Genomic DNA, 25,519 nt, shown 5'->3' with positions numbered 1-25,519 from the left:
ATGGGGACTTTGACCGCAACGGACTACAAAACACCGAAACAAATCGTTGTTGGCAACGTCAATCCAAGCGGTGGAGGAATGAATGGCCAAGTATATGATGCTTCAGGACTTAGTCCTACGATCACCACAAACAAAGGGGAAGGAAATAAAATTGCGATTCCGATCCTAATGCCAGATAAAGCCACTATTCGCCAAAACGGCCGTAGAATGAAGGAAAATGAAACACCGATGTTTATCTTAACCACACAAGATCGTCACGGAATTATCGTGGCAGGGTCGATCGATGGTTCCTATCGATCAGCTGCAGCGATCCATTCCGTATATGGCTATGCCCTACACTTACCACCATGAGTGGTGGCGGCCACAAACCCAAAATACTGGTGAAAGCAGCCACGAAAAAAGGCTATACTGCAGTACTACCAGCCGATAGTATCAATTTCGTTTATCCTAAATCTACAAAACGTTGGGGACGTGTGGGAAATCAGCAAGCAAATATACCCACGTTACAAGTGATCAGCAAGCCGTAGTAACCGATGTTTTTCAGATCCGGAAACTAACACCACTTGAATGTTGGCGACTGCAGTTGTTTCCTGATTGGACCTTTTTGTCAGCGAAATTCGGTAGTAGGCAGATTGCTGAAGAAATAATCAGTAACGGGCTTGATCACTATAACTGCAGATACGATCAAGAAACTTCGAATAGTCAGCTGTACAAACAAGCTGGAAATTCGGTTACTGTATCAGTCATTTATTTCATAGCAAAGCACTTCGAAATAAACGATACGACGGCTTTTGATCGCTTTAGCGAAAGGTAAAAAATTATAGATAGTTCTTGAAAATAACGGTATGCCGTGATATAATAAATATACGGTATACCGTTATTTTATTTAGGTTAAGGAGGGGTTTTATTAAAAATAGACGGAACAAAAAAAGCATTTATTCTGCTGGGAACAGAATAAATGCACAGTAACAAATCCTTTCACGGGACGCTACTACTCAAAATATACCATAATTGCGAGTAGTGGCAAGCTTTAATTGTCACACTCCTTTCAGGAGGAAAAAATATGTATGCAGATAAAGAAAAAATTGAATGGCTGCTATTTAAAAGCGGTCACTCGATCACTGAAATCAAGAATAGATCCGAAGTCAAAGCAATGACTGTCTCTGATTTGATGCACAAGAAATCTTCTATAGAAAGAATGCGATTCGATAACGCTGCAAAGCTTACAAAACTTGCGGATCAATTAAAAGAAGAAATCACTGAATAATCAGGGTTTTGCCTTGTAACTCCTTATCTTTAGGAGGAGAAACTATGAACGCCGTTTTAAATAAGAAAAAATGTATTGTGACATTTGATCACTATGAAGATAATAACAATGTAGCGATTCAACTGGTTAAGAAAAGAAGAGGTCAGTCTGAAGAAGAGCTGCTTGCTACGGCTACGGTGAACACGAGTGTCGGAATCAAACAAGATTTCGTCGCAATCAAAGGGTGGTCTGAAAATACGGGCATTGAAGATGTACTGATAGAAGCTGGTGTCATTTGTGAGGAAGCTGTAGGGGCAATTCCTTGTGGCATGGCTGTTGCAAAAGTCTTTCCCCTTACAGAAGAAGCAAAGGAAGTCATGAAAAACAATCAGTAGAAAAGAGTCCGTTCAAAGCTGCGGCGAGTGTGGTTACACGCTCGCTGCGTCTTTGATTAAATCTTTGATCGTTTCAATGAAGGAGAGCGAGTTATGACCATTGCAAAAGGAAACACACGTCTTCCTGTAACGCTTAATGAAAAGAGGAAGCAGGGACTGAAGCACTTGAACACCAAGTACAAGAAAAGTGAATCGAAATTAATGTGTATCGCTTTAGATATGTTGCTTGAGCAAGAAAAAGCGGGATTTGAGATTCCTGAGCTTAGAAAGTGACTGCACTTTATTTTCTATTTTATTGAAGTGCTATCACTTATCAGTGAAACCGTTATCCAATACGTGGTAAACTAAAATCAGACAAAAGGTGAGATCCAATGGATGAAAAAGCCAAAAAGAAAATCGTAAAATTATTAGCACTTGCAAATGATGGAAAACTTCGCTCGTTGGTTAATTTTGTCCAATGAGAAATCAATAGTAAAATGTGATTTGATGGCAGATTATCCAGAGAGGAGTAGTGAATTATTGCTTAGATCTATATTTTGTTTACTGATTAATACTTCTATGATTTAAAAAAATAAGGTGAGAGATACAATATTTAACCATTAGATATATGGTCTAGTGGTGGTGAAGCATGGTATCAGCTGGACAATAAATCGGTGGGATTAAATTGAAACTTTACTGGAATAATTTTAAGAAAAATCAATAATTTAATATTTCTAATTTTATTTTTAAGCTATAATTTGTTTGTCAAAAGACTGTATAATTTAAAAAATTATTGATATAGGTTTATATAAAAGATAAAGTTAATTATGGCGCTATCAATAAAAGGAGAATATTATTTTGAAAAAAATTAGACTAGTTTTGACAATTGGTATAATCGCATCTTTCTTTGGTTTTGTAATTCCTTCTTTCGCAAGAAGTATTTCAACCTATGATGTAACGATTCCTAGACAAGGCGCAATCGTTACTGGTTCATTGAAGAAAGAGTCTGCAGGGAAAGGTGTTCATAATAACTCTGCAATAGGTGGTAATAAAAGAATCAATACCTCTATTCGTTTAAAAAATGATAGTTCAAATATAACCCCATCTTACAATATGGGGTCTGGGGACCGAATTACACTTAGTTACTCTGGTGGCGGTTCTTCTTATAACGGTAGCAACACTTCACTTGGAATTGCAACTCCTGTAACAACTACCGTTAAAGTTGCTGCTCAAGGAAGTTGGAGTCCAGACGAAAAATAATTTGTAAATTAAAATATATGATAGCGCCAGATTTTTTGCTAAAGGGGATTTAATAATGAAATATATACACTACGAATTGAAGTTAGTGCTAAAATCAAAATTATTTGTTTTTTCAATAGTTTTATCAATTGTGAGTATTGTAATAGGAATAGCTGGTAACATATTGCTTATCGAAATGGAGAAAGGTTTAACTATTTTCTTTTCTGGATTTAGTTTAAGCACTTCCTCAATACTCCCTTTATTGGCTCCGTTGTTAGCGGCTTTACCAATGGCCGATTCTTTTATAAATGATTTTCAGAATAATATGACTACAGCAATATTTGTTAGAGAATCGAAAGAAGATTATTTCTTTAAAAAATTTATTAGTGTGGGTTTATCTGGTTTTCTATCTTTATTCTTCCCATTGACATTGTTACTAATAATAAATTTACTAATATTTCCTGACTATTCTAATGCATATGTAGGGGTAATAGGAGGAGCATTTTCTAGCATTTTTTCAAAAAATCAATTGTTTTATGCTGTTGTCATTATAGTAAATAGCAGTATTTTTGGATTTATATATGCCAACATTGGTTTAGTTTCTTCTTTCTACTTTAAAAATCGATATATATGTGTGTTTTTTCCTTTAATCGTATATTTTTTACCATCTTTTATTTTCCCTTTTATGGGATTTGATAAATATGAACCAGTTACAACATTTGATTTAACTTCAAATACAGCCACAAATGGCTATTTAGTATCTTTGCAGTTAGCATTCCTACTTATATCGACTTTCTTTGTGGGCTATAAAAAAATCGCAAAAGGAAATTTAAACATATGATTCGAAGAATAGAAGCTATAAGATTATCTAAAAATAATCGTCATATTATATTCTTTGTAAGTTTATTATTAATAATAATTTGTTTTTCTTACTATCAATTTTTTTTGGAAACACCAACTAGAAATTTTTTCATGTGGTTACTTTATAACTTTCAAAATCTTTATTCCACAATTTTTGCTTTTCCACTGCTTTATTTAATCATAATAAATTCGCAGTTTTCATTTAACCTTAATAATTATCTTTATCTTAGTAGGATACCTAATAGAAAATTTCTATTTATTTCAGATATCAATTTAGTTTTGAAAGTTACTTTTTATTATATGGCTGGGATTTTCTTCATAAGTTCAGTATTAGGAATCTATGAGTTGAGATTTAATAATAGTTGGAGTCAAGAATTAGTTACTTTTTTTAAAAATACGTTTCAAGCTATACCAAATACTAATTATTCTCCCGTATTTCAAACAGGGCTTGCCTTTCTATTTTTCTTTTTATACTTATTGACTATTGGGAATTTATTTAATTTTTTGTTTGTGTTACTAAAAAAGAAAGGAATTAGCTTTTTAATTATATTTGGAATGATTGGGCTGCAAGCGTACTTTTTTAAATCACCTACAAATAGCTTAATTAAAATTATGATGCCTATTAATCATTATTTGATTTATTTTGAAAGAGCAAATGGCCAGTTTATTTCAATTTCTATAAGTTTTTTGTATTGGCTATCCCTTTTAGTAGCTAACTATTCATCTCTATATATACTATACAAAAATACTAAACTAGGAGATTAAAATGCATAGCAATTTACGGTTTCAAAGAATCTATTTCGCACAATTAAATGGCAAAAAATTTATCGCATCAAGCATTATATTAATTTTAATTATTTATATTTCTACATTAATAGATGTCGGTGATCAACCAGATTTAATTTATAAGTCAATCATTAACGGTATTCCCTACCAAGATTTTTCTTTTTTAACAATTATAAGATTTTTAGTATTACATCTAACCTATGTTTATGGATTTTCGGCAGCGTCTAGTTTTAGTAACAATTCCTATTTGTATCTAGCCATTATCAGACTTAAGAGTCGATGTAATTTGTATTATAACTCTATTTTCTTTTCTTTAATTCTATCCGTACTATATTGGGGAATAGCAGTTACTATTCTTGTGGTTTATTTATCTGCTTTTACGCTTTTCAATAGCAGCCTATCCGAAATTTTTTTCTTATTAATTTCAAAAGAAACAATGCTATTTTGCCTATTAAATATGCTTACTAGTTTTAGTCTTATAAACATTTTTATTCTGGTTAAAGCTCAGTTAAGAAAAGAGACATTAGCGTTTGGAATCATTGTTTTTCTACTGATAATTTATATATATTCATTTTTCATTTTTGGAAAAAATCATTTTTTATTTCTTAACACAGGAATTTTAACTGTTTACAGAACTAATTTATTCTTATTGGAAAAAGAATCATTAGTGCCAAATCTTTTATGGTTTAGTATACAAAATTTAATCATAGGATATCTAAATTTGTTTAATCTGAAGAAATTAGGAGTGGAGTGATATTAGTGAAAACTATAGAAAGTGTAATACAATTAGACAATGTGAGTATGAAATTTAAGAAGCATATCATTTTCGAAGATTTATATTTCCAGTGTCAAGCTAAAGAGATAATTGGTATCGTTGGTGAAAATGGATCTGGAAAAAGTGTATTATTTAAACTTATTTCTGGATTTATTATTCCAGATAAAGGAAATATATCTGTGAATGGTATTAATATAACGAGAAATAATGCACTACCTGATAAATTAGGGGTACTTATAGAGGAACCACCTTTTTTAGAAGATATTACGGGATTTGAAAATCTTAAATTACTTTCTAGTATTAAAAATGAGATATCAGATGCAGATATATTTGAAGTACTAAAAGAAGTAGGACTAATCGATAGAAAAGATGAAAAAGTTAAACATTACTCTTTAGGAATGAAGAAAAAACTTGGGATTGCTCAAGCAATTATGGAAAAACAAGAAGTAATTTTATTGGATGAACCTATGAATGCTTTAGATGAGGAAAGTGTTGAAAAAATGCGTTCTTTATTTAAGAAAATAGCTACTAAAGGAGCTACTATATTAATAGCTAGTCATAATAAAGAAGATATAAATAAACTCTGCGATAAAGTTTATAGAATAAAGGATAATAAATTAGAGAACATAGAATTTAAAACTCAAATAGAAAATTAATCTTATTGTTTTGTATAGTCATTCAAATAGCATATCGTCTTCTTAGTTATTTAAATATTCGTAGAAAACGATATGCTTTTAATACTTAAAATAATATAATTTCTTTTCAACTGTTTCAGAAAATCTATTTGATAGAGTCTACTCATCTCTACCAAATTCAATGTTTTTTAAGCGTTAATTTGATGATAGCTTGCTTCAGCAATCGTATTATACATAAAGTTTTTTTATAATGAAAAAGTGGTAGGCGTGGTTATAAATGTTAGCTCTATATACACTTTTAATCGTTGTAATCTTAACTGTTTGGCTATAGTGATCTTTATCAGCAGCAGTGTCATTAACTTCATATGTATAAGTTGTTTTTTTCTACCCAAGCAACTAATGGCAAGGTACAATGGATTATAATAGATATTATCAAATATGTGTATTGGCTAGTGGTCGTTTTTATATTTTACAAATAGAGAATAATCGAAAAAAAGTTAAGGGGCTATCATGTTAGAATTAAGCAAATCAGAATATCAAATTCTTTACTATTTTTATGAATTCAATCAGGCTTTAACTAAACACGAACTATTAGAAAGACTTCCAGAACTAAACAAAAATACGACTGCTGCTGTGATAAGAAGCTTATTAAATAAAGGGTATTTAAAAGTAGAAGAGATTAAATATTCTCAGAACGTATTAGCACGGGCTTACAGGCCTAGTATTCCTTTTATAAATTTTATAAAAGAAGAGTATGGGGAAGTGGCTGTAGAAAAATTAGTTAATCATGCAGTAAACTCTTTAAAGACCAAAAAGCAAACCGAATACTTTTCCAATCTTATAATTGAAAGAAAAAATGCCATAAATAAGAATAGTTGAAAATTTCATATTTTGTAGACTATTCAGGGAATAAAAAAGGGTCAGAAACTTAAAAGTTTTTGACCTTTTTTCCTAAAGAACTCTTCAAACGTTTAGTCTGGAGACATAATTTATCGTTTCAAGAGCTTTAATTGCTTCAAAAACAGATCCGCTTGTTTGCAGTATAATTTTAGCTATTATTTTCTAACTAGCACTAAACTTTCTTCGAGCATGCTATTATAATCAATTTTCGTAGTAGAAAGTCTTGTATTTACATTGTTAAAAAATGTATTGACAATTTATATGCAATTAAATTATATTTAATTGACCTTCTGGCTTAACACTCAATTTAGAAGGATAATGTTTAGGGAGAGAGAATAGTGCAGGGAAAGAAGAATTATTTTAGAAAAGGGATCGTTGGTAGCGTCATCATTCTATTGACGGCTATTGTGATACCATCTACAATAGCTGTTGCTGAAAGTATCGGGGAAATAGATTCAAAATATATGGACTCTGAATATCCTTATTTAGTTGATTCTGAGGAACAAGTAGCTAGCCCTCAAGAGCCAACAGAAATTATAGAGGAAAGAACGGAAAATGAAGTCGTTTTAGACAATCATGATGGTACTTTCACAAAGAAAATCTATCAAGAACCCATTTATACAGAAGCTGAAAACAGCGGAAAGTTAGAGGAGGTACAGACCAATCTAATAATAGAAGATGGGGTTATTCAACCAGATAATGTGACAATACCAACAACGTTTCTTCCAAAAATGGAAAAAGGATTGTATCAGATTGTAGGAGACGGGAGCGAGAAGATCTCCTTTTCATTTAAAGGCGCTTCAGGAGTAGCCAAAGAAAGTAAAGAACAAACGAGTGAAAAGAATCAATTAATAGCAGATTCTTCAGGAGAGGTAATTGAAGATAGCTCAGCAGCAAACAGCCAGATGCATACGCAAGAAACAATAAATGATCAGGAAGAAAAACAAGAAAAAATATATGGTGAAGAAGTATCAATCGTCACAGAAGATCGGGATGTTGAAATTTCTGAAAACGAAGCTCTTTACAAAAATGTTTTGCCAGAAATTGATTTTCGTCAAATGGTGTTTAATCAGTCAGTAAAAGAAGATTTAATCATCCATAGTGTAAACGATTACCATAGTTATTATTTTGAAATCGAAACATCACTAAATCCAAAGGTAGAGGATACTGGAGAAGTAACATTTCGAACGAAAGACAACAAATTTATTTATGAGATTCCTCGGCCGACAATGACGGATTCAAATTTTGATGAGCAATTGGGGTCAGGCATATCAAATGAAAGTAATTATTTTGAAGTGATTCCGTTAACAAAAAACTTGTATCAGCTTGTACTTCGAGTAGATAGTGATTGGATTCAGTCCACGGAACGAGTATTTCCCATTTATGTTGATCCAAGTATTACTTATAACAAGCTGCAAGATGCCAATGCTAGACAAGCGAATGGAGGTACAAACTATAGCGGAGCAAGTTTATGGCGCCCACAACTAAAAGCACACACTTTGTGGGTAGGAAAATATCAAGATACACAAGCGAATCAAGCTTATTTTAAAACAGATATGAGTAAGATTAATCAAGCAACCATTCAAAAAGCGCAGTTTAAAGTATATAATGTTTGGCATTCATATGATAACTTATCTAATGAGCTGTCTCTAAATGCTGTTAATCAAAATTGGGACCCAAAAAAAATTACCTGGAACAACAAACCTTCGCACACTTATATAACTAAAACAAATGTAAAAAAAGCTCAGTGGGCTACTTTTGATGTCACAACACTTGTTCAAGAATGGTCAACTGGAAAGCGAGTTAATTATGGGATCAGCTTAACTACTAAGAATCAAGATGATCATTGGAAACAAGTAGTTGCAGCAGAAAATAGTACGAATATTCCATATTTTGAGATTACTTATGCATATAATAAACCAGTAAAGCCTACTGTCAAAGGTATAGCACATGATAATCAGAAAACTGGACATTTAGAAATAAGTTGGCCAAAGATAAACGGTGCAACAAGTTATCAGATTATCTTATCAAGTGGAAAAGAAAATTTAGCGTTTCCTGTTGGTAATGTCACTTCTTTTTCAACTAAAGGGAAAGGAATTTTTCCCACTGATAAAGAAATTGCGGAAGGGATTTCTCGCTACCACACAGATGGAAAAGGGACTGATTTAGCTCTTGATCCGAGAGAATTTTATGAAAACGTAGATGCAGAAGGAGCTGCAAATAGTCTAAAAGGAATATCAGGATATGATGTGAGAATTGCTGCAGTCTACCCTGGAGGTATTAGTCCTCAATCTGATTATGTACGTACCTATCTTCCAATAGGAGCACCCAAAGGCCCCATTGCAAAAGCCTATAGTAATTTAACTGAAGAAAATAGTGGTTATGTTCAGTTAAGTTGGGAAGAGGTTCCTTTGGCGGATAGTTATGAAGTATTAGTTTTTAACGGAAAAGATTATCAAACTTTCGATGTAGGAAATACATTAACTTGGACAACACAAGGAAAAGGTATTTGGCCAACCAACGAAGAAATTGCTGTAGGAAAGTACCAACTTCATACCGATGGTAAAGGTTCCGAGTTAGCCAAAGATCCACGACCAGTGTATAAGAATGCCGGAACACAATATGCGGCGAAGACAAATTATTGGTTTCGAGTCAGAGGGTATCGTAAAGACAATAAACATGTAAAAAGTAATGACTCTGCAGCAGCAACGCCAAGCATACCAGATAGTCAGGCGGATAAGCTGGGTATGACTGATTTTTGGACAAGTATTCCAGTTCGTGGTGGTCAGATCAATGCAGTAAATGGAAATTTGCTTGTAACGGAAGAAGATTTTAACTTAGAAGGTCGTGGAATCTCGATTGGCTTAACTCGTACATTTAATAGTTTCAATCAAGAAATGGGTATATTTGGTAAAGGTTGGTCTTCAACTTTTGAAGAAAGACTGATTGATAATGTACAAAAAAATGAAATTTATTGGATGGAAGCGGATAATAAGCAACACGTTTTTAAGAAAAAAGAAGCTGCTTATCAAGCACCACCTGGACTTTTTTCTGAAATTAAAAAAGAAGCTGATGGAACTTATACGAAAACAGAAGAAGATAAATCAAAGACCATTTACTCTAAAACTGGAAAATTGGTCAAAGAAATTGATAAGAATCAAAATACCACGAATTACACCTACGATGCCGCAGACCGTCTGATAAAGATCAAAGATGCAAGTAATCGTGAGGTTATTCTAAACTACTCGAAAGATGGCTCTTTGGTAGAGAGCATCCAATTACCAGAAAGTAAGACTCTCTCATTTCGTTATGATAGCGAAGGGAAATTAATTGAATCAAAGACGGCCCGAGGGAAAACCTATGGTTATGGTTATAATGAGCAAAAGCAACTAATTTCATTGTACGAGCCAAAACATACAGATGAACATCCCCAAGAGACTAAATATGTTTATGAAGACAATAAAATCAAAGAGATAATTGATCCGGTACAAAAGAAAACGCAGATTGCTTATAATACAACTGAACATGTTACTACTGTCACTAATGAGAAAGGAAAAAAAACCGCTTATTATTATTCAAAGGCAGGAAATCCAGAGAAGACGATAGAAGATATCGAAGGATTAAAATTAACCACTTCCTATCAATACGAGTCCAATAACTTAATGAAAGAAATCAATCCAAAAGGACAAGCAGAAACGTATACTTACGATGGAGAAGGAAACATTCTTACCTTCACAGATGCGTATGGTACAGAGACGTACGCATATAATAAGAACAACGATATTGTTACAGAAACAGATACAGAAAATCGTAAAACTACTACTGCATATGATGGAGCAGATGCATTATCAGAAACGATAAATGATGCAAATACTTCCTCGTTCACAATGTATGATCGCTATGGGAACATCTTGAAAGAGAGTGCTTCTTTGGGAACGGGTGAAAACATGGTGAAAAATAGTGGGTTTGAATCCGGCAATACAGAAGAATGGTATCTTTCACAAGACAAAACCCGTGCCAAAGGATCGATGAGTATTGATACCAAAGAACGAGCACCTGGTTCGCTAAGCGGGAAATATGCAATCAAGATCCATTCTGAACCCGCAAATAATGATCGAAAAACACATAGCAGTACGTCTATCGCCCAACGATTTGATGTCGAACCAAATACCACGTATACGCTCAGTGCAGACATCAAAACAGCTAATATGAAAGCTTCTCAAGCCTTTTTAGATGTATGGTTTATTAAATCAGATAACCAAACTGGTGATGGGTGGCGGAATAACCGAGAAACGGCAATCCAAGGCAATAGCGATTGGGTTCGAAGACAAGTTACTTTTACTACCACAAAAGAGACACGACGTATCGGCATTTATTTGAAAAATGAGCAATTGGCTAATGAAGCTGGCAGCGGCGATGCCTGGTTTGATAATGTGCAGCTGGAAAAAGGCAGCACACATACTGGATATAACCCGGTACTAAATAGTGGGTTAGAGGAAGCAACAGGGTTACAAGAAATTCAGCATTTCTCTCTTTCTGGAACGAAAACGAACTTGCAGTTATCAGATGAAGCTTTCTCTGGAGAACAAGGATTTGAAATGACAAGAAAAAGCGGAACAGAAGGGAATGGCTATATTGCCCAATACGTCTCATTAAATCAACAGAAAGCTGAACCAATCACTATTTCTGCTTTATCTAAAGCCAAAAATGTGCAAGCCGGGGATAAAAGTGCTGCCCATCAAGACTACTCACTGTGGGCAGATATTATCTATCAAGATGGATCGAAAGAATTAAGACATGAGAAATTTCCGACAGGTAATCAAGATTGGAACCGTGCGGCTATTGCCGTACAACCAAAACAGCCAATCAAAGAAGTCAAATTATTGTTTATGTTCCGAAATCAGATGACTGGTACTGCGTATTTTGACAATCTTCGTATCATGGAAGGGAGCAGGCTAACTGAAAGTGAGTACGATGTTGCTGGAAATTATGTGGTTGCTCAATATGATGAAGAACTTAGAAAAACAAGTTTTACCTATGATACATTTGGAAATCGTTTAAGTGAAACAGATGAAAAAGGACAGCAAAAGAATTTTCAATACGATAAAGACAATCAATTGGTAGTTACTCGATTGGCGAACGGGACAGAAGTGAAGTATACGTATGATGATAACGGGAATATAACGAAACGAGAGATTGTTGCGAATGGCATAGCTCAAAGCCATGGGTATAGTTACGATGCTGATGATAAAACAACCTTGTATCAGGATCCATTAGGTCGCAAGATTTCTTATGAATATGATGCCAGCGGGAATGAAATTGGTGTGAACATGCCCAACGGTAATCAGATTAAGAATGAATATGATTCGGCAGACCGTCAAACAAAAGTTTTGTGGGGGGCTACTCCTGCTTATAGCTTTCAATATGATCCTAATGGGAATCAAACTAAGGTTACAGATCATCTCAATCAAGTAGTAACTGATAAAATATATGACGATGCAAATCGAATCACTAAGGTTCAAGAGCGCGGGGGAACCATCAGTTATCAGTACAAAGACAAGCCAACAAAAGATAATAAAGGAAAGACAGATAAAGTAGCCGATGTCACCATAAATAAGGGAGCGTATTCGAGCAAAGTTAGCTATGAGTACAATGCGTTGGATCAAAACACTAGTGTTAGTGATGGCGACAACAAGTATAGATTTGATTATGACGAGTTTGGAAATAAAACGCTCTACACCGCAGGAAATGGTTCTATGTCAAACTTTAGTTATGATCAAACGAATAAACTTACAGAAGTAGCAATCGGAACTAAAAACCATATTCAAGTGTTAAAAGAGAGTTACGCATATGATGCGACAAGTAATCGGACGAGTATCGTGCATACAGACGGGAAAAAGACAACATACAGTTACGATTCCACTAATCAATTGACTAAAGAAGTCTTACCTAACGGAGAATTACGGTCTTACACTTACGATGGATTTGGGAACCGAACAAGTGTAACTATCAACAACGCAACTCATCAAGCAACTTTTAATGCCGGAAACCAGTTGATTAGCTTCAATGGTCAAGCACTAACCTATGATGCAAATGGGAATCGTCTAAGTGATGAAAAATATAACTACGCTTGGGATCAAGCGGATCGCTTGGTAGGGGTGACGAAAAATGGAGAAAACCAACCATTTGTCACATACACTTACGACGAGGACAACCGACGATTGTCTAAGAAGGTTAATGGAAAGATAACGAACTACCATTATGATGGTGATAGTATTGATGTGCTGTATGAAACAGATACGAATGGGCAAGTTTTACGTCATTATATCTACTCTGATGATAATATTCGCTTAGCTATGAAGAGTGGGAAAAACACGGTATACTATCATTACAATGGGCATGGTGATGTGGTTGCATTGACGGACGAAAACGGCCAGCAAGTAGCCAGTTACACTTACGATGCGTGGGGAAACGTTCTAACCAGTGAAGCAAAAACGGAACTAGCGAAAAGCAATCCTTATGGTTATGCCGGATATACGTACGATGCTGAAATCCAACAGTATTATTTAATGGCACGGTATTATCATCCGGCTCATGGAGTTTTTACCTCTCTTGATCCTGATCCAGGGGACGAAGATGATCCATTGACCATGAATGGATATACTTACGCGGACAATAATCCGGTGATGAATGTTGACCCTGATGGGCATTGGGTTTGGTTTGCGGTTGGTGCTGGGTTTGCGGCTTATGATGCATATAAGACTTATAAAAAAACAAAATCATGGAAGAAAGCTGGCTGGGCAGCGGCGAAAAGTGCAGCGACTTCTGCGGCCTTTGGTGGTGCTTTCAAAGTTCTCGGGAGAGGTCTAAAGTTTGCTCGATCAGCTTCCAACCTAAGATGGTCTAACGTAACTAAACGAGGTTCTAGTGTTAAAAATATCAGAGTTAACAAATCTGTGAGAAGTTTTGGTAAAGCACTTAAGAAAAGTGGTTACAAACAAACAAAAACATATTCTAATGGGAAACGAGTAGTACATTATACAAAAAGTAATAAAAGATATGTTTATAGAGGGAAGGCAAAGTCAGGAGATCACACTTATGACTATTTTAGCGGAATAAAAAATGCCAAGGGTAAAAATAAAGTTATTAAAATTAGAGTCCGTAGGTGGTAATATGACAGATTATGAGTATATAAGAGAAAACCTTAATAAATTATTTAATCTAAAAAAAGATATGTATTCAAAATTTTTCCAACAAGAAAAATTTTATAATTTTTTTGGTGATTCAAATATTTCAATTGCAGATATAAATAAGATATTAAAATTGATTTTTAAAACTGAAGAAAATATTTATGTTTATTATGATGATTACTTCTTTAAATATAGTAAGAAGTGTTTTTTCGATAAAAAATTGTTAAAAAATTTCTTGGGGAATTATACAAATGATACAATGTATCCTTTTATGATATTCTCTGAAAATTTTGATAGATTCCTATATATGGACACAGTCTTTGAAGATATATTCCTTTTAAGTATAAAGTCTGAAAAGTTAAAAAATAGTATAGAAGATTTTCAGAATAACTATGATTTTATTTGGGTATCAAATATCAATAATCTAGATCTTCAACAGAGATTTGTTTCGGGATTATATATAACAAAAAAGAAATTAAAAAAATTAACAAGTATCTATTCTGATCAAGGTTTTTGAGGTTGTGTTGCAAAGCTTGAAAAATAAACGGACTTGCCTAATTTTCAACCAATGGATTATGCTGTTTTGAATGACCTTTCAATTTCATTCCAAGTAGAAAAGTCGAAGAGGGTAATTTCTCTTCGACTTTCTTTGTATAAAGCGGAAACCACTTCAATGCTTTTGGACTATAGATTTGAAAAAAATCATTACATTCGCTGTTCTTTGTATGATCTCACTTGCTTTGATAGGTGGAATCTTATTTAATGTGTCAAGTGAGCCTGAAGTTGTAAAATCAGCGGAAGTTCAGAATATTTCTGAAGCAGTTTTTAAATGGAAATCGGTTGTGCAAGAAGATGACATCAAATACTTAAGAAATGATAGTAGAGCTAAATTGGATTTTTTAGGAGTTGTACCGCGACTTCAGCTTTCAGCTTTCAGAGCAGTAGCTCATTTTATCGATGATAAAAATGTTTATTTTCAACTATTATCTGCTAAAAGAAAAAAAGGAGAGCAGGAAAATCTTAATGAAAATATACCAGACCAATACTTTTCAATTAGTTTGACTGATTTCAATAAACTACAGAAAGCAGGGGATATTACAATTGAACAAATTGTATTTTTAAATCGAAAAGATGAAGATTAGGAATTAAGTGTATTTTTGATCGTACCGCACTATTTGATTAATTTTTTGAAATTTAGATTGAGATCGAATCAAGCATACCTCTCACTTTAATATACCCCATAAAAATGATGATTTTGAATTATGATATTCTTTTTCATGAAACAGATTGAAGAGAGTTAATTATGCGAAAATCAATTCTTAGGGTTATGACGGATATGCGTGCCATTAAATACTATTGAAATCTAAAAGTAGTATTTAATGGCACTTTATTATATAGCTTGTAATGTTTGACTTTCTTGATCCTGATGGGCATTTTTCGATAGTAGCTGGCATAAGGATTTATATAAATGTAACAAGGTTGTCCGGAACAGGTATAGGTTATTATTTAAGCTTCTAATAAAATTAAAAAATCTACACCAAATCTTTCTTATAGCTCGTGAGGCCTTATAAAGGCATTAAGGGATGTAGAATAAAAAATATAACTATAACAAAAAAAAATCTCTATAAAAAATGATAGAATACACAAAACAATGTTTTTGATAAAGAAAAGAAGCCGCGTGTTGATATCGATTACAGTAATCACAGTAATGCTAAACGTCATCCCCATGTTCCACACAAGCACAGCTGGAACAATAGAAATGTAAATGGCCAAAAGTACCCAAGATATAATAAGAAATTTAATAAAAGGAGATAATGTGAATTGTGGAGTTATATAAATAATTCGGATGAAGTAGGATATTTGAATGAAAAGTATGGAAATTTTCATGATTCATTTGTTGAAAAAATGGAGTTTTACTCGGATATGATACTAAGTTTAGATGGATCGCTATCATATGCTAGTGTTAGTATGTTAACCAGTGAAGAAGGTATGGAAAGTGATATGTATGAAAACGCAAGTCTATTATTGTTATTGAGTTCTCTAGAAACATCTTCAAAGGTCGTCCTCAAATTTCAAGGAGTAATAGATTTTAATTATAATTTTTCATTTAGAAGCGATAATCTGCTAGATGAACCTACTTTAGATTTTAAAGGTTACAGATTTCATTTTAAAACTAATTTATTTAACGTATCTTCAAAAAATTTGGCGTACAAAATTATTTTATGACCTACTTAACTCACGGAATTTTTATCTAACTAAATATCGATTAAGAGAATCTATAATGTGTATGCCCACTTGGATAGTAATCCATTGAATAAATTTAATTCATATGGATAAATTCCGGTAACAATCACTACTTGGGTAGGATTTTTCGTTGCTATAAAAATTACTCGAATTGTTATAATATGGATTGTTGAGTTTCTTTATGTTTTCCGATTAGTTAAAAGAACGCGGGACGGTCACAGATCTTAGAGCTATCATCAACGACGAAAAAAAGTGCAGGTGCATATGATGAGAGAATTACCATTAAAAGATAACCTAACAATCTTAACTACACCCACAGAAAACAATTTATGTATATTTTCAAAAGAAAAATCTACTATTAAAATTTTTGAAGAAGATAAAATAATTCATACTTTTGAGCATGAACTGTTCGAACAAAAGGAAATTAAGATTCATGAGATTATGATGTATAAAAATGAGTGGTATCTATTTTTTTCGATGGTTGATGAAGAGGCTATCTTTATAAATAATTCTATTACTGTATTAGGAAATGGAATACTAAATATAGTGCCATCTCCAAGCGGAGTATTAGTTGCGTATAATGAAGAAGGAATACTATCCGCTGAAAACGATTGGGCTCACTATGGATTAGTAGAATTCAATATAGATTTAAATAGATTTAATGCGGTACTCCCTCATCATTTAACTTCGACATTCATTGATCTAGGGGCTATATCTACAATATCCGCTAATGGTGATATCTTTTTAATCGCATATACTGATGTAGAAACACAAATAATGATTAAATGTAATTTGTATAGCCATTTAACTGAAGTAAAAGAAATTGGGTGTGACGCTACTATATTTGAACTTCGACAATTTAATGATTATATTTGTGTTTTTGCAGAAGATTCCATCTACTTATTTGATAAAACTATGTGCTGTATTAAAAAAATAGATATTAGTGAAAAAGTAGGACACGAGATATATAATGTTTATTCTAGTAAAAACAATATTATTTTTGAAACAGAGGAAATGTATATTGTAGCCACTATGGGTGAACTGCTAAATAGCATAATATAGTCTAAAATGTTATCATCATTCTTTAATCATTGAATTTACCAATGAAACTGCAGCCTAATATGTGAGAGATTAAAGTCAGACCAAGAGTTAGATACAATGGATGATGACTAAATTATATGAAGAATATGGTGGGGTGCGTTGAAAAGTGCAGCAAATTATGTGGTTTATTTGTTAATAATATCCAAATGATTAAATCATCAAGGTGTTGAGGAATCTATTTAAAAGAGTGTTCAGAAAATAACTATTTTTTGAGCACTCTTTTTAGATACCATAATTGCAGTGAAGATTTTTATTTTTATGTCCTTAAACTTTTAAATTAAATGATTGTTCATTTGAAAATCATTTTTATAAGTATTTGGACAAATTCTTAACGGGGTCAGAAACTTAAGAGTTTTTAGTTATCAATCTTATATCAAAATTACAATGCTTGTGATTACATAGGGAAAAGTATCTTAACCCATATCGGTCAAGATACTTTTTTAGTTTAAAATAAGTTTGAGAGCGTTTGAATCATTCTCATTTTAAATATTTTTTCAATATCAATTGAAGCTCTTTCAAATAGCTGTCCTTTAACTCTTCAGGATATTCGACTGTTATACAATTACCAAAGCGTAATAGATAATGAGTCATATAAGGAAGTTCTTTTTGATTATATCCACCAACGATGTAAGAAATGCCATCCTTGATCTCTAAGGACATGTTAGGATAGTTGTGTTTATGAAAGATTTCTTTACCAAATGCCGTTAATCGACAACGAAAAGGTATATCATGAAAATTTTGTTCATATTTTTTTTGAATTTGGTTTAGTTCTTCAATAGAAAACGACTGATCAAATTCTTCTAAGATCTCACTCGCTACAACACAATCACTTCGGTAAGTTCCCCAATGGTGGGTCGTAAAATCGTAGGCACTAAAAAACCAAATCCCGTTTCGATAGAAAAGTTCATTACTTTGCAGTATTGTTTCAATTTCTTCAAACTGGGCATAGGTCACTTTTATCGCTTTTTCATTTAGGATAGAATCAAGTATTTTGGCTAGATTTGTTTGTGTTTTTAATGGCGCTGTATTGTAGTACTTTACAACAGTTAAAAGTGTTTCTATCTCTTTTTGCTGCTTGCTTGTTAAAGTAACCATGAGTTTTGATTGGATATGTGTATAGGATTTATCAAAAGGAGTGCTAGAAAGCAGTTCTAGTGCTTTCAAGGCAAAAAAAATCGCAAAAATTTCATTTTGATCAAAATAAATAGGCGTTAATAGTGACTGATCCATTAATTGATATCCGCCGCTTCTCCCATAATCGGAGTACAAAGCAAGCCCCATTTCTTCTAAAGATTCAATGTCACGTAAAGCAGTACTTTTAGAAATATTAAATTCTTCCATAAGATCTTTTAAGTTGAAAAAATTTTTGTTCTTTAAAAAAATCAATTCTTTATTTAGTCGCTCTGACTTTTTCATAGTCTCTCCTTAAACGGTATCATGTTCTGACACCTTTTCGTAGTATAGTAAGTATATCAAAAGAAAAGAGGTAATTACATGAAAACTTTACTAATTAATTCCCACCCTGAATTCAACAAAAAAACAACTTATTCAAGTAAGCTACAAGACTTATTTTTAGGTAAGTTTCATGAGCAATTTGATCCAAATCAAATCACTACTATCAACCTTTATGATATGGACATTCCAAGAGTTGAGCAAGGTCAATTATTAGCAATTTGGGAGAAAAAACGAGTTGGAGAGAGCTTAACGCAAGATGAAATGAAAATTGATGAGACTTCTACGACTCTGTTACAACAATTTAAAGATCATCATAGAATCGTGATTGTATCCCCCCTTCATAATTTCAATGTGACGTCTCGTTTGAAAGACTATATGGATAATATCTTGATTGCTCGTGAGACATTTAAATATACCGAAACAGGATCTGTTGGTTTAATGGTCGATGATTATAAGATACTTTTCCTGCAAGCAAGCGGTAGTATTTACACAAATGATGACCGATATTCTAAAATGGACTTCTCATACAATTATCTCAAGCAGATGTTTGAGGAAATCATGGGGTTCTCTAGACTTGGGATTGTTAGAGCACAAGGAACAGCATTGTTGTCTGAGTCAGAAATTATGATGGAGGCTAAACAAATGCTGAATTATGAGTGGGATCTTTTTGTATAGACCTAACTGATCTAGTTCACAAATCTACTACTGAGATTGAGGAATAGTAATGATAAAATTGATTATTAGTGATATGGATGGAACTTTTTTGAATAGTGATAGTAAGTTCAATCAAGAATATTTTAAAAAGATTCATGAAGATATGAAGAGAATGTACATCACGTTTGCTGCATGTACAGGAAAACAATGTGAAAGAGTAGAAAAAATTTTTGGTGAAGAATTATCAAGTGATATATGGATATTAGGTGATAGTGCAACACGGATAAAACATAAAGGAAACTATATCTATCAGTCATTGCTTCCTAATAAAATAGGTTTAGATATTATCGCTAAGTTAAACGAAATTGCAGACGACTATGTAATTATAGCTTGCACACCGACCGCCGCATACGTAAAAAATACGACAAGAGACCAAGATATCAAAAAGGCGAGAGGCTCATACGAGATCTTAGAAACCTTAGAAAATCTTGCTGATATAACAGAAAATTTCGTTAAAATTACTGTATACGATCCGCAATTACGCTCTTTTGAAACAGTGAAGGAATTGGCAATATTTCAGGATAGAGCCTATGTTGTTGCTTCAGAAGCAGCATGGATCGATATTTCGAACTTAAATGTTCATAAAGGAACAACAGTTGCCCAACTTCAATCGATTTTGAACATCGATAAATCTGAGACGATTGCATTTGGTGATGGGTTTAATGATATCGAACTATTTTCTCAAGCAGGTATCAGTGTTGCAATGAAAAATGCTTTTGAAGAAGTCAAAATACAAGCAGACTTCATTACTAAATCAAATGACGAAGATGGCGTATTACGTGCGATCGAAAAATTTATCACCCTCTAATAGTTTGTAATTTTTTAAATATCATTGTAAGACAAATTATCATATTTACTTTATAGAAATTAATTGGTTGATTGCGTCAATAGGAAGGAAGAAAGTGAAATGAAACAAAGAATTGATTATTATAAAACAGCACCTGATGGAATGAAACACTTGTTGGAAATGGAAAAATACTTAAGTAAAACAGAGATTGATAAAAATCTACGAGAGCTTATTAAAATTCGTGCTTCTCAAATCAATGGCTGTGCTTTTTGTCTAAACCTCCATAGCAGCGATGCTCGAAAATTAGGGGAAACAGAACAAAGAATCTACTGTATAAGTGCTTGGAGAGAGTGTGATTTTTATACGGATGCAGAAAAGGTCGCTTTGGAGCTTACAGAAGCTATAACATTAATTTCAGATTTAAAAGTTCCTGAAGACTTGTATGCTCGTGTACGCGATTACTATGATGAAAAAGAATATGTTGAACTAGTACTATTAATTACTCAAATTAATAGTTGGAATAGAGTGTCCATTTCAATGGGGAATTTTGCGTCTAGCCAAAATTAAAATTATTGTCAGAAGCCGAAGAGGATCTTTCCTCTCGGTTTTTTTTTATAGAACAAGAAAAGAGGGTCAGAAACTTAACATTTATATCTTTTTTTTTATACCATATAGAAATTGAGAATACGAATGTAATAAGATTAGTTAATTTAAAATAGAAAAGAAAGATTCGAGGTGAGAGAAAATAGCTAATAAAGTGTCAAAGCTTTTTTTAGGCAAAGAAGCAGTTACGTTACTGAAGTACAAAGTTATATTTCTAAAGAGAGTACTATAGCAAAGCAATACATTTATTTCTTTTTAGTTATTGTAGTTTTCTTCATATATATACTAATTAATAAAACGTTTAAACTGAAATCAATAGTCACGACATATATTTTTTTTGAGACGATATTGATGTTAAAACCTGTTACTAAGTTTATTTCTAAACATATTTACTTTAAATTTATCACAAAATTTAAAGTTGAGGATCTGGGTATAATTTACTTCTCATCATATCTAGAAAGAGCAACCTCTGCAGTGTTTAAAATTAGAAATACTCGATTTAAAAATAATTTATTTCGGGGATACGGGCTTTTAATTATTCTTATTCTCATATTTCTAAAAATTAAGTTATATTGCATTACTATGGTGCCTGTTTCTAAAACTGTTATAAAATTTTTCCCCAAAAAGATCCTTTTCATTTTATCAAATTTGCAACCAGATACTTTATTGATAATAGTCCAACTGGTATTAGCGACTTCAATAACCGTATATATAATATCTTATTATTCTAAAATATTCACAATAATTTCGTTGGTTGATTCTGAGTATAATCAACTTAGATGTTTAAATTAAGATTAATGATTTCCCTTTATTTTTAGTTTATATTATTACCTTATCTTTTTTTATAACTTTCAAAAGTGATAAAATAAATATATTTTAAAGATAGAACACATGTTGAAAATAGAAAATGGTCACATTCACGCTGAGATGAATGTGACCATTTTTCTGGTTCTACCAACACTAAATGTCAAAGAACAGGTTATTTAACTAATCAATTCGAGTAACCATCTGGGTATTTTTTTTGCCATCCCCAAGAATCAGAAATAATTTCCTCAATTCCACTATACTTAGGCTCCCATTCAAGAATAGTTTTAATTTTTTTGTTTGAAGCTATTAAAGAAGAAGCATCTCCAACGACACTCGTAACGATTTCAACTGGGATTTTTTTCCCTGTAACTTTTTCAGCTGCATTTATCACTTCTAAATTAGAGTAACCTTTCGAGGATCCTAGATTAAAAATTTCACTCGCACCACCACATTTTAAATATTCCAAGGCTAATATGTGTGCTTCAACTAAATCTAAGACATGAATGTAGTCACGTACACAGGTACCGTCATGAGTAGTATAAGTGTTCCCAAAAATGGTTATCTTTTCTTGCCTTCTCTGAGCCACTTCTAGAATAATAGGAATCAGACGAGGACGCACTTCACCAAGTGTAAAATCCTTTTTAGCCCCAGCGACATTAAAATAGCGCATAGAAACAAATGTCATGTTGGATGATCGGCTAACCCAGTCCATCATTGTCTCCATAATTACTTTAGAGCATCCGTAGGGATTTATTGGTGCAGTAGGTATTAATTCATGAACAGGATTCATTTCTGTATTGCCATAGACTGAAGCAGACGAAGAGAAGACAATATATTTTATGTTAAATTCCTGCATGACTTCAAGAACAATCTGTGTTCCGTAAACATTATTGTTGAAATATTTTAAGGGCTGTTCGACAGATTCACGACCTAGAGATAAGGCAGCAAAATACATCACAGAGTCAATATTTTCAGTTTCAAAAACAGAACGCAGTAACTTTTTGTTTCGTATATCTATCTCGTAAAACTTTGCTCTGTCATGAACAGCTTCTTTAAATCCAGTACAAAGATTATCAACGACTACGACCTCATATCCCTGATTGATAAGCATATCCACTGCATTTGAACCAATGTAACCCGCACCGCCTAAAACTAAAACTGACATAAGGACCTCCAATGTAACACTATTTTTGTCAGCCAATCTGATTAATTGATTAACTGGATATCATTTATTTTAATTGACGAACATAATTTTAGACAATAACAATTAATGAAATGGGTAAAGTTTAAGTTTATAAAGAATTTGTATTTCATTATTTGAATATGTGATACTTATAGTTTAATTTTGACTACTTTTAAACGCTGCACGCTCTTGCTATTAACTCATGTTTGATGCCTTATATGTGGAGATCATTGATAAATGAACTTGAATAGAGATCACTTAAAGATTCGGTTGTAATTTGTGAGTATATGAAACTCGCCGCAAGCTTCAATTCTTAGAATATAGTTTTTTAAATCAAATTTACTCCGGATTGCTTTTCGATAGAAACTTATATTAGATAAATTAGTTGATATCCATTTTAAAACTCCAGTTACCTATATTTTGATTACCATCTTTAATTACCGATGAATCGAATTCAAAGAAACCATTTTTAGAATAGAATCGTCTGTTTCGTTCAGTATTAGTAAATGTGATGAAATACTCTGTTCTTTTTTGGGGCTTATTTTCTTTTATATATGGTAAAAGACAATCATTGATCATTTTACTTCCATAGTTTTTCCCTCGTTGGGAAGAGTCTACAGCCAATGATTCTAGCATCCACGTTTTTCCTGCAAAACTATTTACAGCTTTATGCCCGGTGCTTAACAGTTGTAATAGTGAGAAAATTTTGCTTATAGGAGCCATTGTTAATAGTTTTACTCCACCAGATGTCATATAATCAAAGAAATTTACTTTTTTATCACGAGGACTAACTAAGATAGCAAAAGATCTAATTTTATTGTTTTCAAAACCTAAAAAGACTGTATTTTTCTTACTATGAGCATAGATGTAAACTTTAAGAGCTTCAGTCAAAAAATCAATAAAAGCTTCGTTACTTTCAAATTCGTTGCGAATTTTACCCACAAGAGGGTAATCAGAAAAACTAATAGCATTCATTCTAGCTGCTTGATAAAGGTAGGATTTCTCCATTTTTTTATATTCTATCATTTTTGCCCTTCACTCCTAATCATAATTATGTAGTAAATATGTTTATAGTCATAAGTTTAATCTACTGATTTTTTCAATACAATATTCAATAAGTAGTACAAGTGTCGCTTAATAGACAATCTTTATATGTAGTGTACAATACTGAATAAAAAGCTTGTGAAAAGTATTTTCTTATATACATAATTATATTAGCGTTAATATTTATGCTGAATATTCCCATCGAATATATGTAAACAAATGGAGGTATATATGAAAAGCACTAATGAAGATCCTCGTGTTAGAAAAACTAAGAAAGCTTTACAAGAAGGTTTATCAGAAATCATGATACGCAAAGAGTTGAGGAAAATTACAGTTAAAGAATTGTGTATCAAATCGGATATTCATAGAGCTACATTTTACAGTCACTATAAAGATATATATGACTTATATGAACAAATTGAAGATAGTGTTGTGAAAGATTTGAAAGAGATAATGGATAAACAAAAAAATGGAATGACAGAATTTTTTAGGCATGTTGTTGAGTACATTATAAACAATAAATCAGTATGTAAAATGGTATTTAGAAACGATTACGACACAAAATTCTTCTCAGATTTAACCAATTTTTTGGAAAAATCTGTTTCAGATGAATGGAAAGAAGTATATGGAGACCATGCTGTGGGCTTTAAGATGAATCTGTATAGTGTTTATCATATAAGTGGCTTTCTTTCTATGATAAAATCTTGGATAGAATCCGAATTTAATTGTCCTAAGGAAGAGTTTATCGGTATGCTACTATCTATGGATATAAATTTTGAATACTATTTATCTAAAAATATTGCAACAGAGAAGCTATAATTTATTGTTCACCTATGGATAAACAATTACACTGATACAACGCTTTGACTGAACAAGGAAATTTAAATCTAGTGAAAGTGATACCGAATTCCACATTGACAGTTTTTGAGAACGAAAGATATTTAAGATAAGACTTTGATAAATTAGGGAAATTTGAAGAGTTGAATGATTGGATAGTGTAATTTTTATTAATCACAACCTGATTCTTAAAATCTGTAGTAACGAAAGATGTCCCTGGAAATACTATCGTTGGTGGCAATCCTGCTAGAGTAATTAGAGAAATAGATGGAGTAGATAAAGAGCTTTGGAACAGGAAATTAAAAGAATATCACTTAAATAAATCTAATTTTCAATAGATTTCAATTAAGTGTTTAGTATAAAAGTTGGTATGAAAGTAACTGTGTTTATATTATTTTATCGATTTGCTGAATCAATTCAGATACTAATTATTGAAGTTACAAAGATAAATAAGAGACGACGAATTTAAAGTGGATAATCCTGGTCTTGGTGATGAATAAAAATTTAGTTGTAAAAAATAAGTTAAAAAGTAATAACTTGATAATAATATATAGGTGATTGGTAAGTGTAAAAGAGAGTTCAGAAAATGCTTAATTTCTGAACTCATTTTTTATATAAAATAATTGAGATCAATCATTTTGTTTTGTGACCATAGAATCGTAAATCACTCATTTTTAGATTGAAAAATCATTTTATGGTTGATTGAATAATTATTTGATTGGGTCAGAAACTTAATAG

Annotated in this window: 21 protein-coding genes and 2 pseudogenes; 19 read left to right on the top strand and 4 right to left on the bottom strand. The window is 32.4% G+C overall.

Features of this window, described 5'->3' with window-relative positions; all coding sequences use genetic code 11:
- Positions 1 to 33: 33 nt before the first annotated feature.
- The 12 genes and pseudogenes from IGJ12_RS16145 to IGJ12_RS16090 all read left to right on the top strand — a co-directional run.
- Positions 34 to 814: pseudogene (locus IGJ12_RS16145) on the top strand (DNA cytosine methyltransferase); the annotation flags it as partial.
- Between the two features lie 249 nt (positions 815 to 1,063).
- Positions 1,064 to 1,267, top strand: a complete 204-nt coding sequence (locus tag IGJ12_RS16140) for a hypothetical protein (RefSeq protein ID WP_005233104.1) — start codon at positions 1,064 to 1,066, stop codon at positions 1,265 to 1,267.
- Between the two features lie 44 nt (positions 1,268 to 1,311).
- Positions 1,312 to 1,641 carry a hypothetical protein gene (locus tag IGJ12_RS16135; protein ID WP_005233105.1) on the top strand — a complete coding sequence of 110 codons (330 nt, stop codon included), beginning with the start codon at positions 1,312 to 1,314 and terminating at the stop codon, positions 1,639 to 1,641.
- A 93-nt stretch (positions 1,642 to 1,734) separates the two neighbouring features.
- Complete coding sequence (locus IGJ12_RS16130; RefSeq protein ID WP_005233106.1) at positions 1,735 to 1,914, top strand: hypothetical protein; 180 nt, start codon at positions 1,735 to 1,737, stop codon at positions 1,912 to 1,914.
- Positions 1,915 to 2,478: 564 nt separating this feature from the next.
- Positions 2,479 to 2,880: a hypothetical protein gene (locus IGJ12_RS16125; protein ID WP_430619196.1), complete on the top strand. Its 402-nt coding sequence runs from the start codon at positions 2,479 to 2,481 to the stop codon at positions 2,878 to 2,880.
- Positions 2,881 to 2,935: 55 nt separating this feature from the next.
- Positions 2,936 to 3,700, top strand: coding sequence for a hypothetical protein (locus IGJ12_RS16120; RefSeq protein ID WP_005233108.1), 765 nt, complete (start codon positions 2,936 to 2,938; stop codon positions 3,698 to 3,700).
- Positions 3,697 to 4,485: a hypothetical protein gene (locus IGJ12_RS16115; RefSeq protein WP_005233110.1), complete on the top strand. Its 789-nt coding sequence runs from the start codon at positions 3,697 to 3,699 to the stop codon at positions 4,483 to 4,485. Before IGJ12_RS16120 ends, IGJ12_RS16115 begins: the two co-directional genes overlap by 4 nt.
- A gap of 1 nt (position 4,486) precedes the next feature.
- On the top strand, positions 4,487 to 5,260 hold the full coding sequence (locus tag IGJ12_RS16110) for a hypothetical protein (protein WP_005233111.1): 774 nt from the start codon (positions 4,487 to 4,489) through the stop codon (positions 5,258 to 5,260).
- Positions 5,261 to 5,274: 14 nt separating this feature from the next.
- Complete coding sequence (locus IGJ12_RS16105) at positions 5,275 to 5,937, top strand: ABC transporter ATP-binding protein (RefSeq protein ID WP_172634725.1); 663 nt, start codon at positions 5,275 to 5,277, stop codon at positions 5,935 to 5,937.
- Positions 5,938 to 6,426: 489 nt separating this feature from the next.
- Positions 6,427 to 6,795 carry a BlaI/MecI/CopY family transcriptional regulator gene (locus IGJ12_RS16100; RefSeq protein ID WP_005233113.1) on the top strand — a complete coding sequence of 123 codons (369 nt, stop codon included), beginning with the start codon at positions 6,427 to 6,429 and terminating at the stop codon, positions 6,793 to 6,795.
- A 359-nt stretch (positions 6,796 to 7,154) separates the two neighbouring features.
- Positions 7,155 to 13,988 (top strand): DNRLRE domain-containing protein, encoded by a 6,834-nt coding sequence (locus IGJ12_RS16095; RefSeq protein WP_430619195.1) that lies wholly within the window; start codon positions 7,155 to 7,157, stop codon positions 13,986 to 13,988.
- Position 13,989: 1 nt separating this feature from the next.
- Positions 13,990 to 14,523 carry a hypothetical protein gene (locus IGJ12_RS16090; protein ID WP_086332771.1) on the top strand — a complete coding sequence of 178 codons (534 nt, stop codon included), beginning with the start codon at positions 13,990 to 13,992 and terminating at the stop codon, positions 14,521 to 14,523.
- A 56-nt stretch (positions 14,524 to 14,579) separates the two neighbouring features.
- On the opposite strand, the pseudogene IGJ12_RS16085 reads toward IGJ12_RS16090, so the two are convergent.
- Positions 14,580 to 14,687: pseudogene (locus tag IGJ12_RS16085) on the bottom strand (IS6 family transposase); the annotation flags it as partial.
- An 11-nt stretch (positions 14,688 to 14,698) separates the two neighbouring features.
- On the opposite strand from IGJ12_RS16085, the gene IGJ12_RS16080 reads away from it, so the two are divergent.
- The 3 genes from IGJ12_RS16080 to IGJ12_RS16070 all read left to right on the top strand — a co-directional run bounded on the left by IGJ12_RS16080 (position 14,699) and on the right by IGJ12_RS16070 (position 17,312).
- A complete protein-coding gene (locus IGJ12_RS16080; RefSeq protein ID WP_139843215.1) occupies positions 14,699 to 15,148 on the top strand; it encodes a hypothetical protein in 450 nt (149 codons plus the stop codon).
- Between the two features lie 679 nt (positions 15,149 to 15,827).
- Positions 15,828 to 16,232: a hypothetical protein gene (locus tag IGJ12_RS16075; RefSeq protein WP_086332769.1), complete on the top strand. Its 405-nt coding sequence runs from the start codon at positions 15,828 to 15,830 to the stop codon at positions 16,230 to 16,232.
- 285 nt (positions 16,233 to 16,517) lie between these two features.
- Positions 16,518 to 17,312, top strand: a complete 795-nt coding sequence (locus IGJ12_RS16070) for a SufE protein (RefSeq protein ID WP_223347138.1) — start codon at positions 16,518 to 16,520, stop codon at positions 17,310 to 17,312.
- Positions 17,313 to 17,828: 516 nt separating this feature from the next.
- On the opposite strand, the gene IGJ12_RS16065 is transcribed toward IGJ12_RS16070, so the two are convergent.
- Positions 17,829 to 18,767: a helix-turn-helix transcriptional regulator gene (locus tag IGJ12_RS16065; RefSeq protein WP_086332768.1), complete on the bottom strand. Its 939-nt coding sequence runs from the start codon at positions 18,765 to 18,767 to the stop codon at positions 17,829 to 17,831.
- A 78-nt stretch (positions 18,768 to 18,845) separates the two neighbouring features.
- Here IGJ12_RS16065 and IGJ12_RS16060 point away from each other — a divergent pair, with 78 nt between their 5' ends.
- From IGJ12_RS16060 to IGJ12_RS16050, 3 genes are all read left to right on the top strand, one after another.
- Positions 18,846 to 19,481, top strand: a complete 636-nt coding sequence (locus IGJ12_RS16060) for an FMN-dependent NADH-azoreductase (protein ID WP_016612632.1) — start codon at positions 18,846 to 18,848, stop codon at positions 19,479 to 19,481.
- A gap of 49 nt (positions 19,482 to 19,530) precedes the next feature.
- Positions 19,531 to 20,328, top strand: a complete 798-nt coding sequence (locus IGJ12_RS16055) for an HAD-IIB family hydrolase (protein ID WP_086298856.1) — start codon at positions 19,531 to 19,533, stop codon at positions 20,326 to 20,328.
- Positions 20,329 to 20,427: 99 nt separating this feature from the next.
- Positions 20,428 to 20,874: a carboxymuconolactone decarboxylase family protein gene (locus IGJ12_RS16050; protein ID WP_086316665.1), complete on the top strand. Its 447-nt coding sequence runs from the start codon at positions 20,428 to 20,430 to the stop codon at positions 20,872 to 20,874.
- A gap of 1,027 nt (positions 20,875 to 21,901) precedes the next feature.
- Here IGJ12_RS16050 and galE read toward each other — a convergent pair.
- Positions 21,902 to 22,882: a UDP-glucose 4-epimerase GalE gene (gene galE, locus IGJ12_RS16045; RefSeq protein ID WP_086332767.1), complete on the bottom strand. Its 981-nt coding sequence runs from the start codon at positions 22,880 to 22,882 to the stop codon at positions 21,902 to 21,904.
- A gap of 399 nt (positions 22,883 to 23,281) precedes the next feature.
- Complete coding sequence (locus IGJ12_RS16040) at positions 23,282 to 23,926, bottom strand: GNAT family N-acetyltransferase (protein ID WP_016612626.1); 645 nt, start codon at positions 23,924 to 23,926, stop codon at positions 23,282 to 23,284.
- A 249-nt stretch (positions 23,927 to 24,175) separates the two neighbouring features.
- On the opposite strand from IGJ12_RS16040, the gene IGJ12_RS16035 reads away from it, so the two are divergent.
- A complete protein-coding gene (locus IGJ12_RS16035; protein ID WP_051154589.1) occupies positions 24,176 to 24,763 on the top strand; it encodes a TetR/AcrR family transcriptional regulator in 588 nt (195 codons plus the stop codon).
- The last annotated feature ends 756 nt before the right edge of the window (positions 24,764 to 25,519 follow it).

Origin of the sequence: Enterococcus sp. DIV0802b (assembly GCF_050543535.1) — a bacterium.
In the GTDB taxonomy this organism is placed as follows: Bacteria; Bacillota; Bacilli; order Lactobacillales; family Enterococcaceae; genus Enterococcus_D; species Enterococcus_D entomosocium.
This window is presented reverse-complemented; position numbering and strand designations above follow the sequence as displayed.

What these genes read in the sequence shown, in the direction of transcription:
- IGJ12_RS16120 (WP_005233108.1), top strand. Translation starts at nt 2,936, where the DNA reads ATGAAATATATACACTACGAATTGAAGTTAGTGCTAAAATCAAAATTA.
- IGJ12_RS16035 (WP_051154589.1), top strand. Translation starts at nt 24,176, where the DNA reads ATGAAAAGCACTAATGAAGATCCTCGTGTTAGAAAAACTAAGAAAGCT.
- IGJ12_RS16070 (WP_223347138.1), top strand. Translation starts at nt 16,518, where the DNA reads ATGAGAGAATTACCATTAAAAGATAACCTAACAATCTTAACTACACCC.
- IGJ12_RS16135 (WP_005233105.1), top strand. Translation starts at nt 1,312, where the DNA reads ATGAACGCCGTTTTAAATAAGAAAAAATGTATTGTGACATTTGATCAC.
- IGJ12_RS16065 (WP_086332768.1), bottom strand. Translation starts at nt 18,767, where the DNA reads ATGAAAAAGTCAGAGCGACTAAATAAAGAATTGATTTTTTTAAAGAAC.
- galE (WP_086332767.1), bottom strand. Translation starts at nt 22,882, where the DNA reads ATGTCAGTTTTAGTTTTAGGCGGTGCGGGTTACATTGGTTCAAATGCA.
- IGJ12_RS16140 (WP_005233104.1), top strand. Translation starts at nt 1,064, where the DNA reads ATGTATGCAGATAAAGAAAAAATTGAATGGCTGCTATTTAAAAGCGGT.
- IGJ12_RS16110 (WP_005233111.1), top strand. Translation starts at nt 4,487, where the DNA reads ATGCATAGCAATTTACGGTTTCAAAGAATCTATTTCGCACAATTAAAT.
- IGJ12_RS16130 (WP_005233106.1), top strand. Translation starts at nt 1,735, where the DNA reads ATGACCATTGCAAAAGGAAACACACGTCTTCCTGTAACGCTTAATGAA.
- IGJ12_RS16115 (WP_005233110.1), top strand. Translation starts at nt 3,697, where the DNA reads ATGATTCGAAGAATAGAAGCTATAAGATTATCTAAAAATAATCGTCAT.
- IGJ12_RS16100 (WP_005233113.1), top strand. Translation starts at nt 6,427, where the DNA reads ATGTTAGAATTAAGCAAATCAGAATATCAAATTCTTTACTATTTTTAT.
- IGJ12_RS16060 (WP_016612632.1), top strand. Translation starts at nt 18,846, where the DNA reads ATGAAAACTTTACTAATTAATTCCCACCCTGAATTCAACAAAAAAACA.
- IGJ12_RS16040 (WP_016612626.1), bottom strand. Translation starts at nt 23,926, where the DNA reads ATGATAGAATATAAAAAAATGGAGAAATCCTACCTTTATCAAGCAGCT.
- IGJ12_RS16050 (WP_086316665.1), top strand. Translation starts at nt 20,428, where the DNA reads ATGAAACAAAGAATTGATTATTATAAAACAGCACCTGATGGAATGAAA.
- IGJ12_RS16090 (WP_086332771.1), top strand. Translation starts at nt 13,990, where the DNA reads ATGACAGATTATGAGTATATAAGAGAAAACCTTAATAAATTATTTAAT.
- IGJ12_RS16055 (WP_086298856.1), top strand. Translation starts at nt 19,531, where the DNA reads ATGATAAAATTGATTATTAGTGATATGGATGGAACTTTTTTGAATAGT.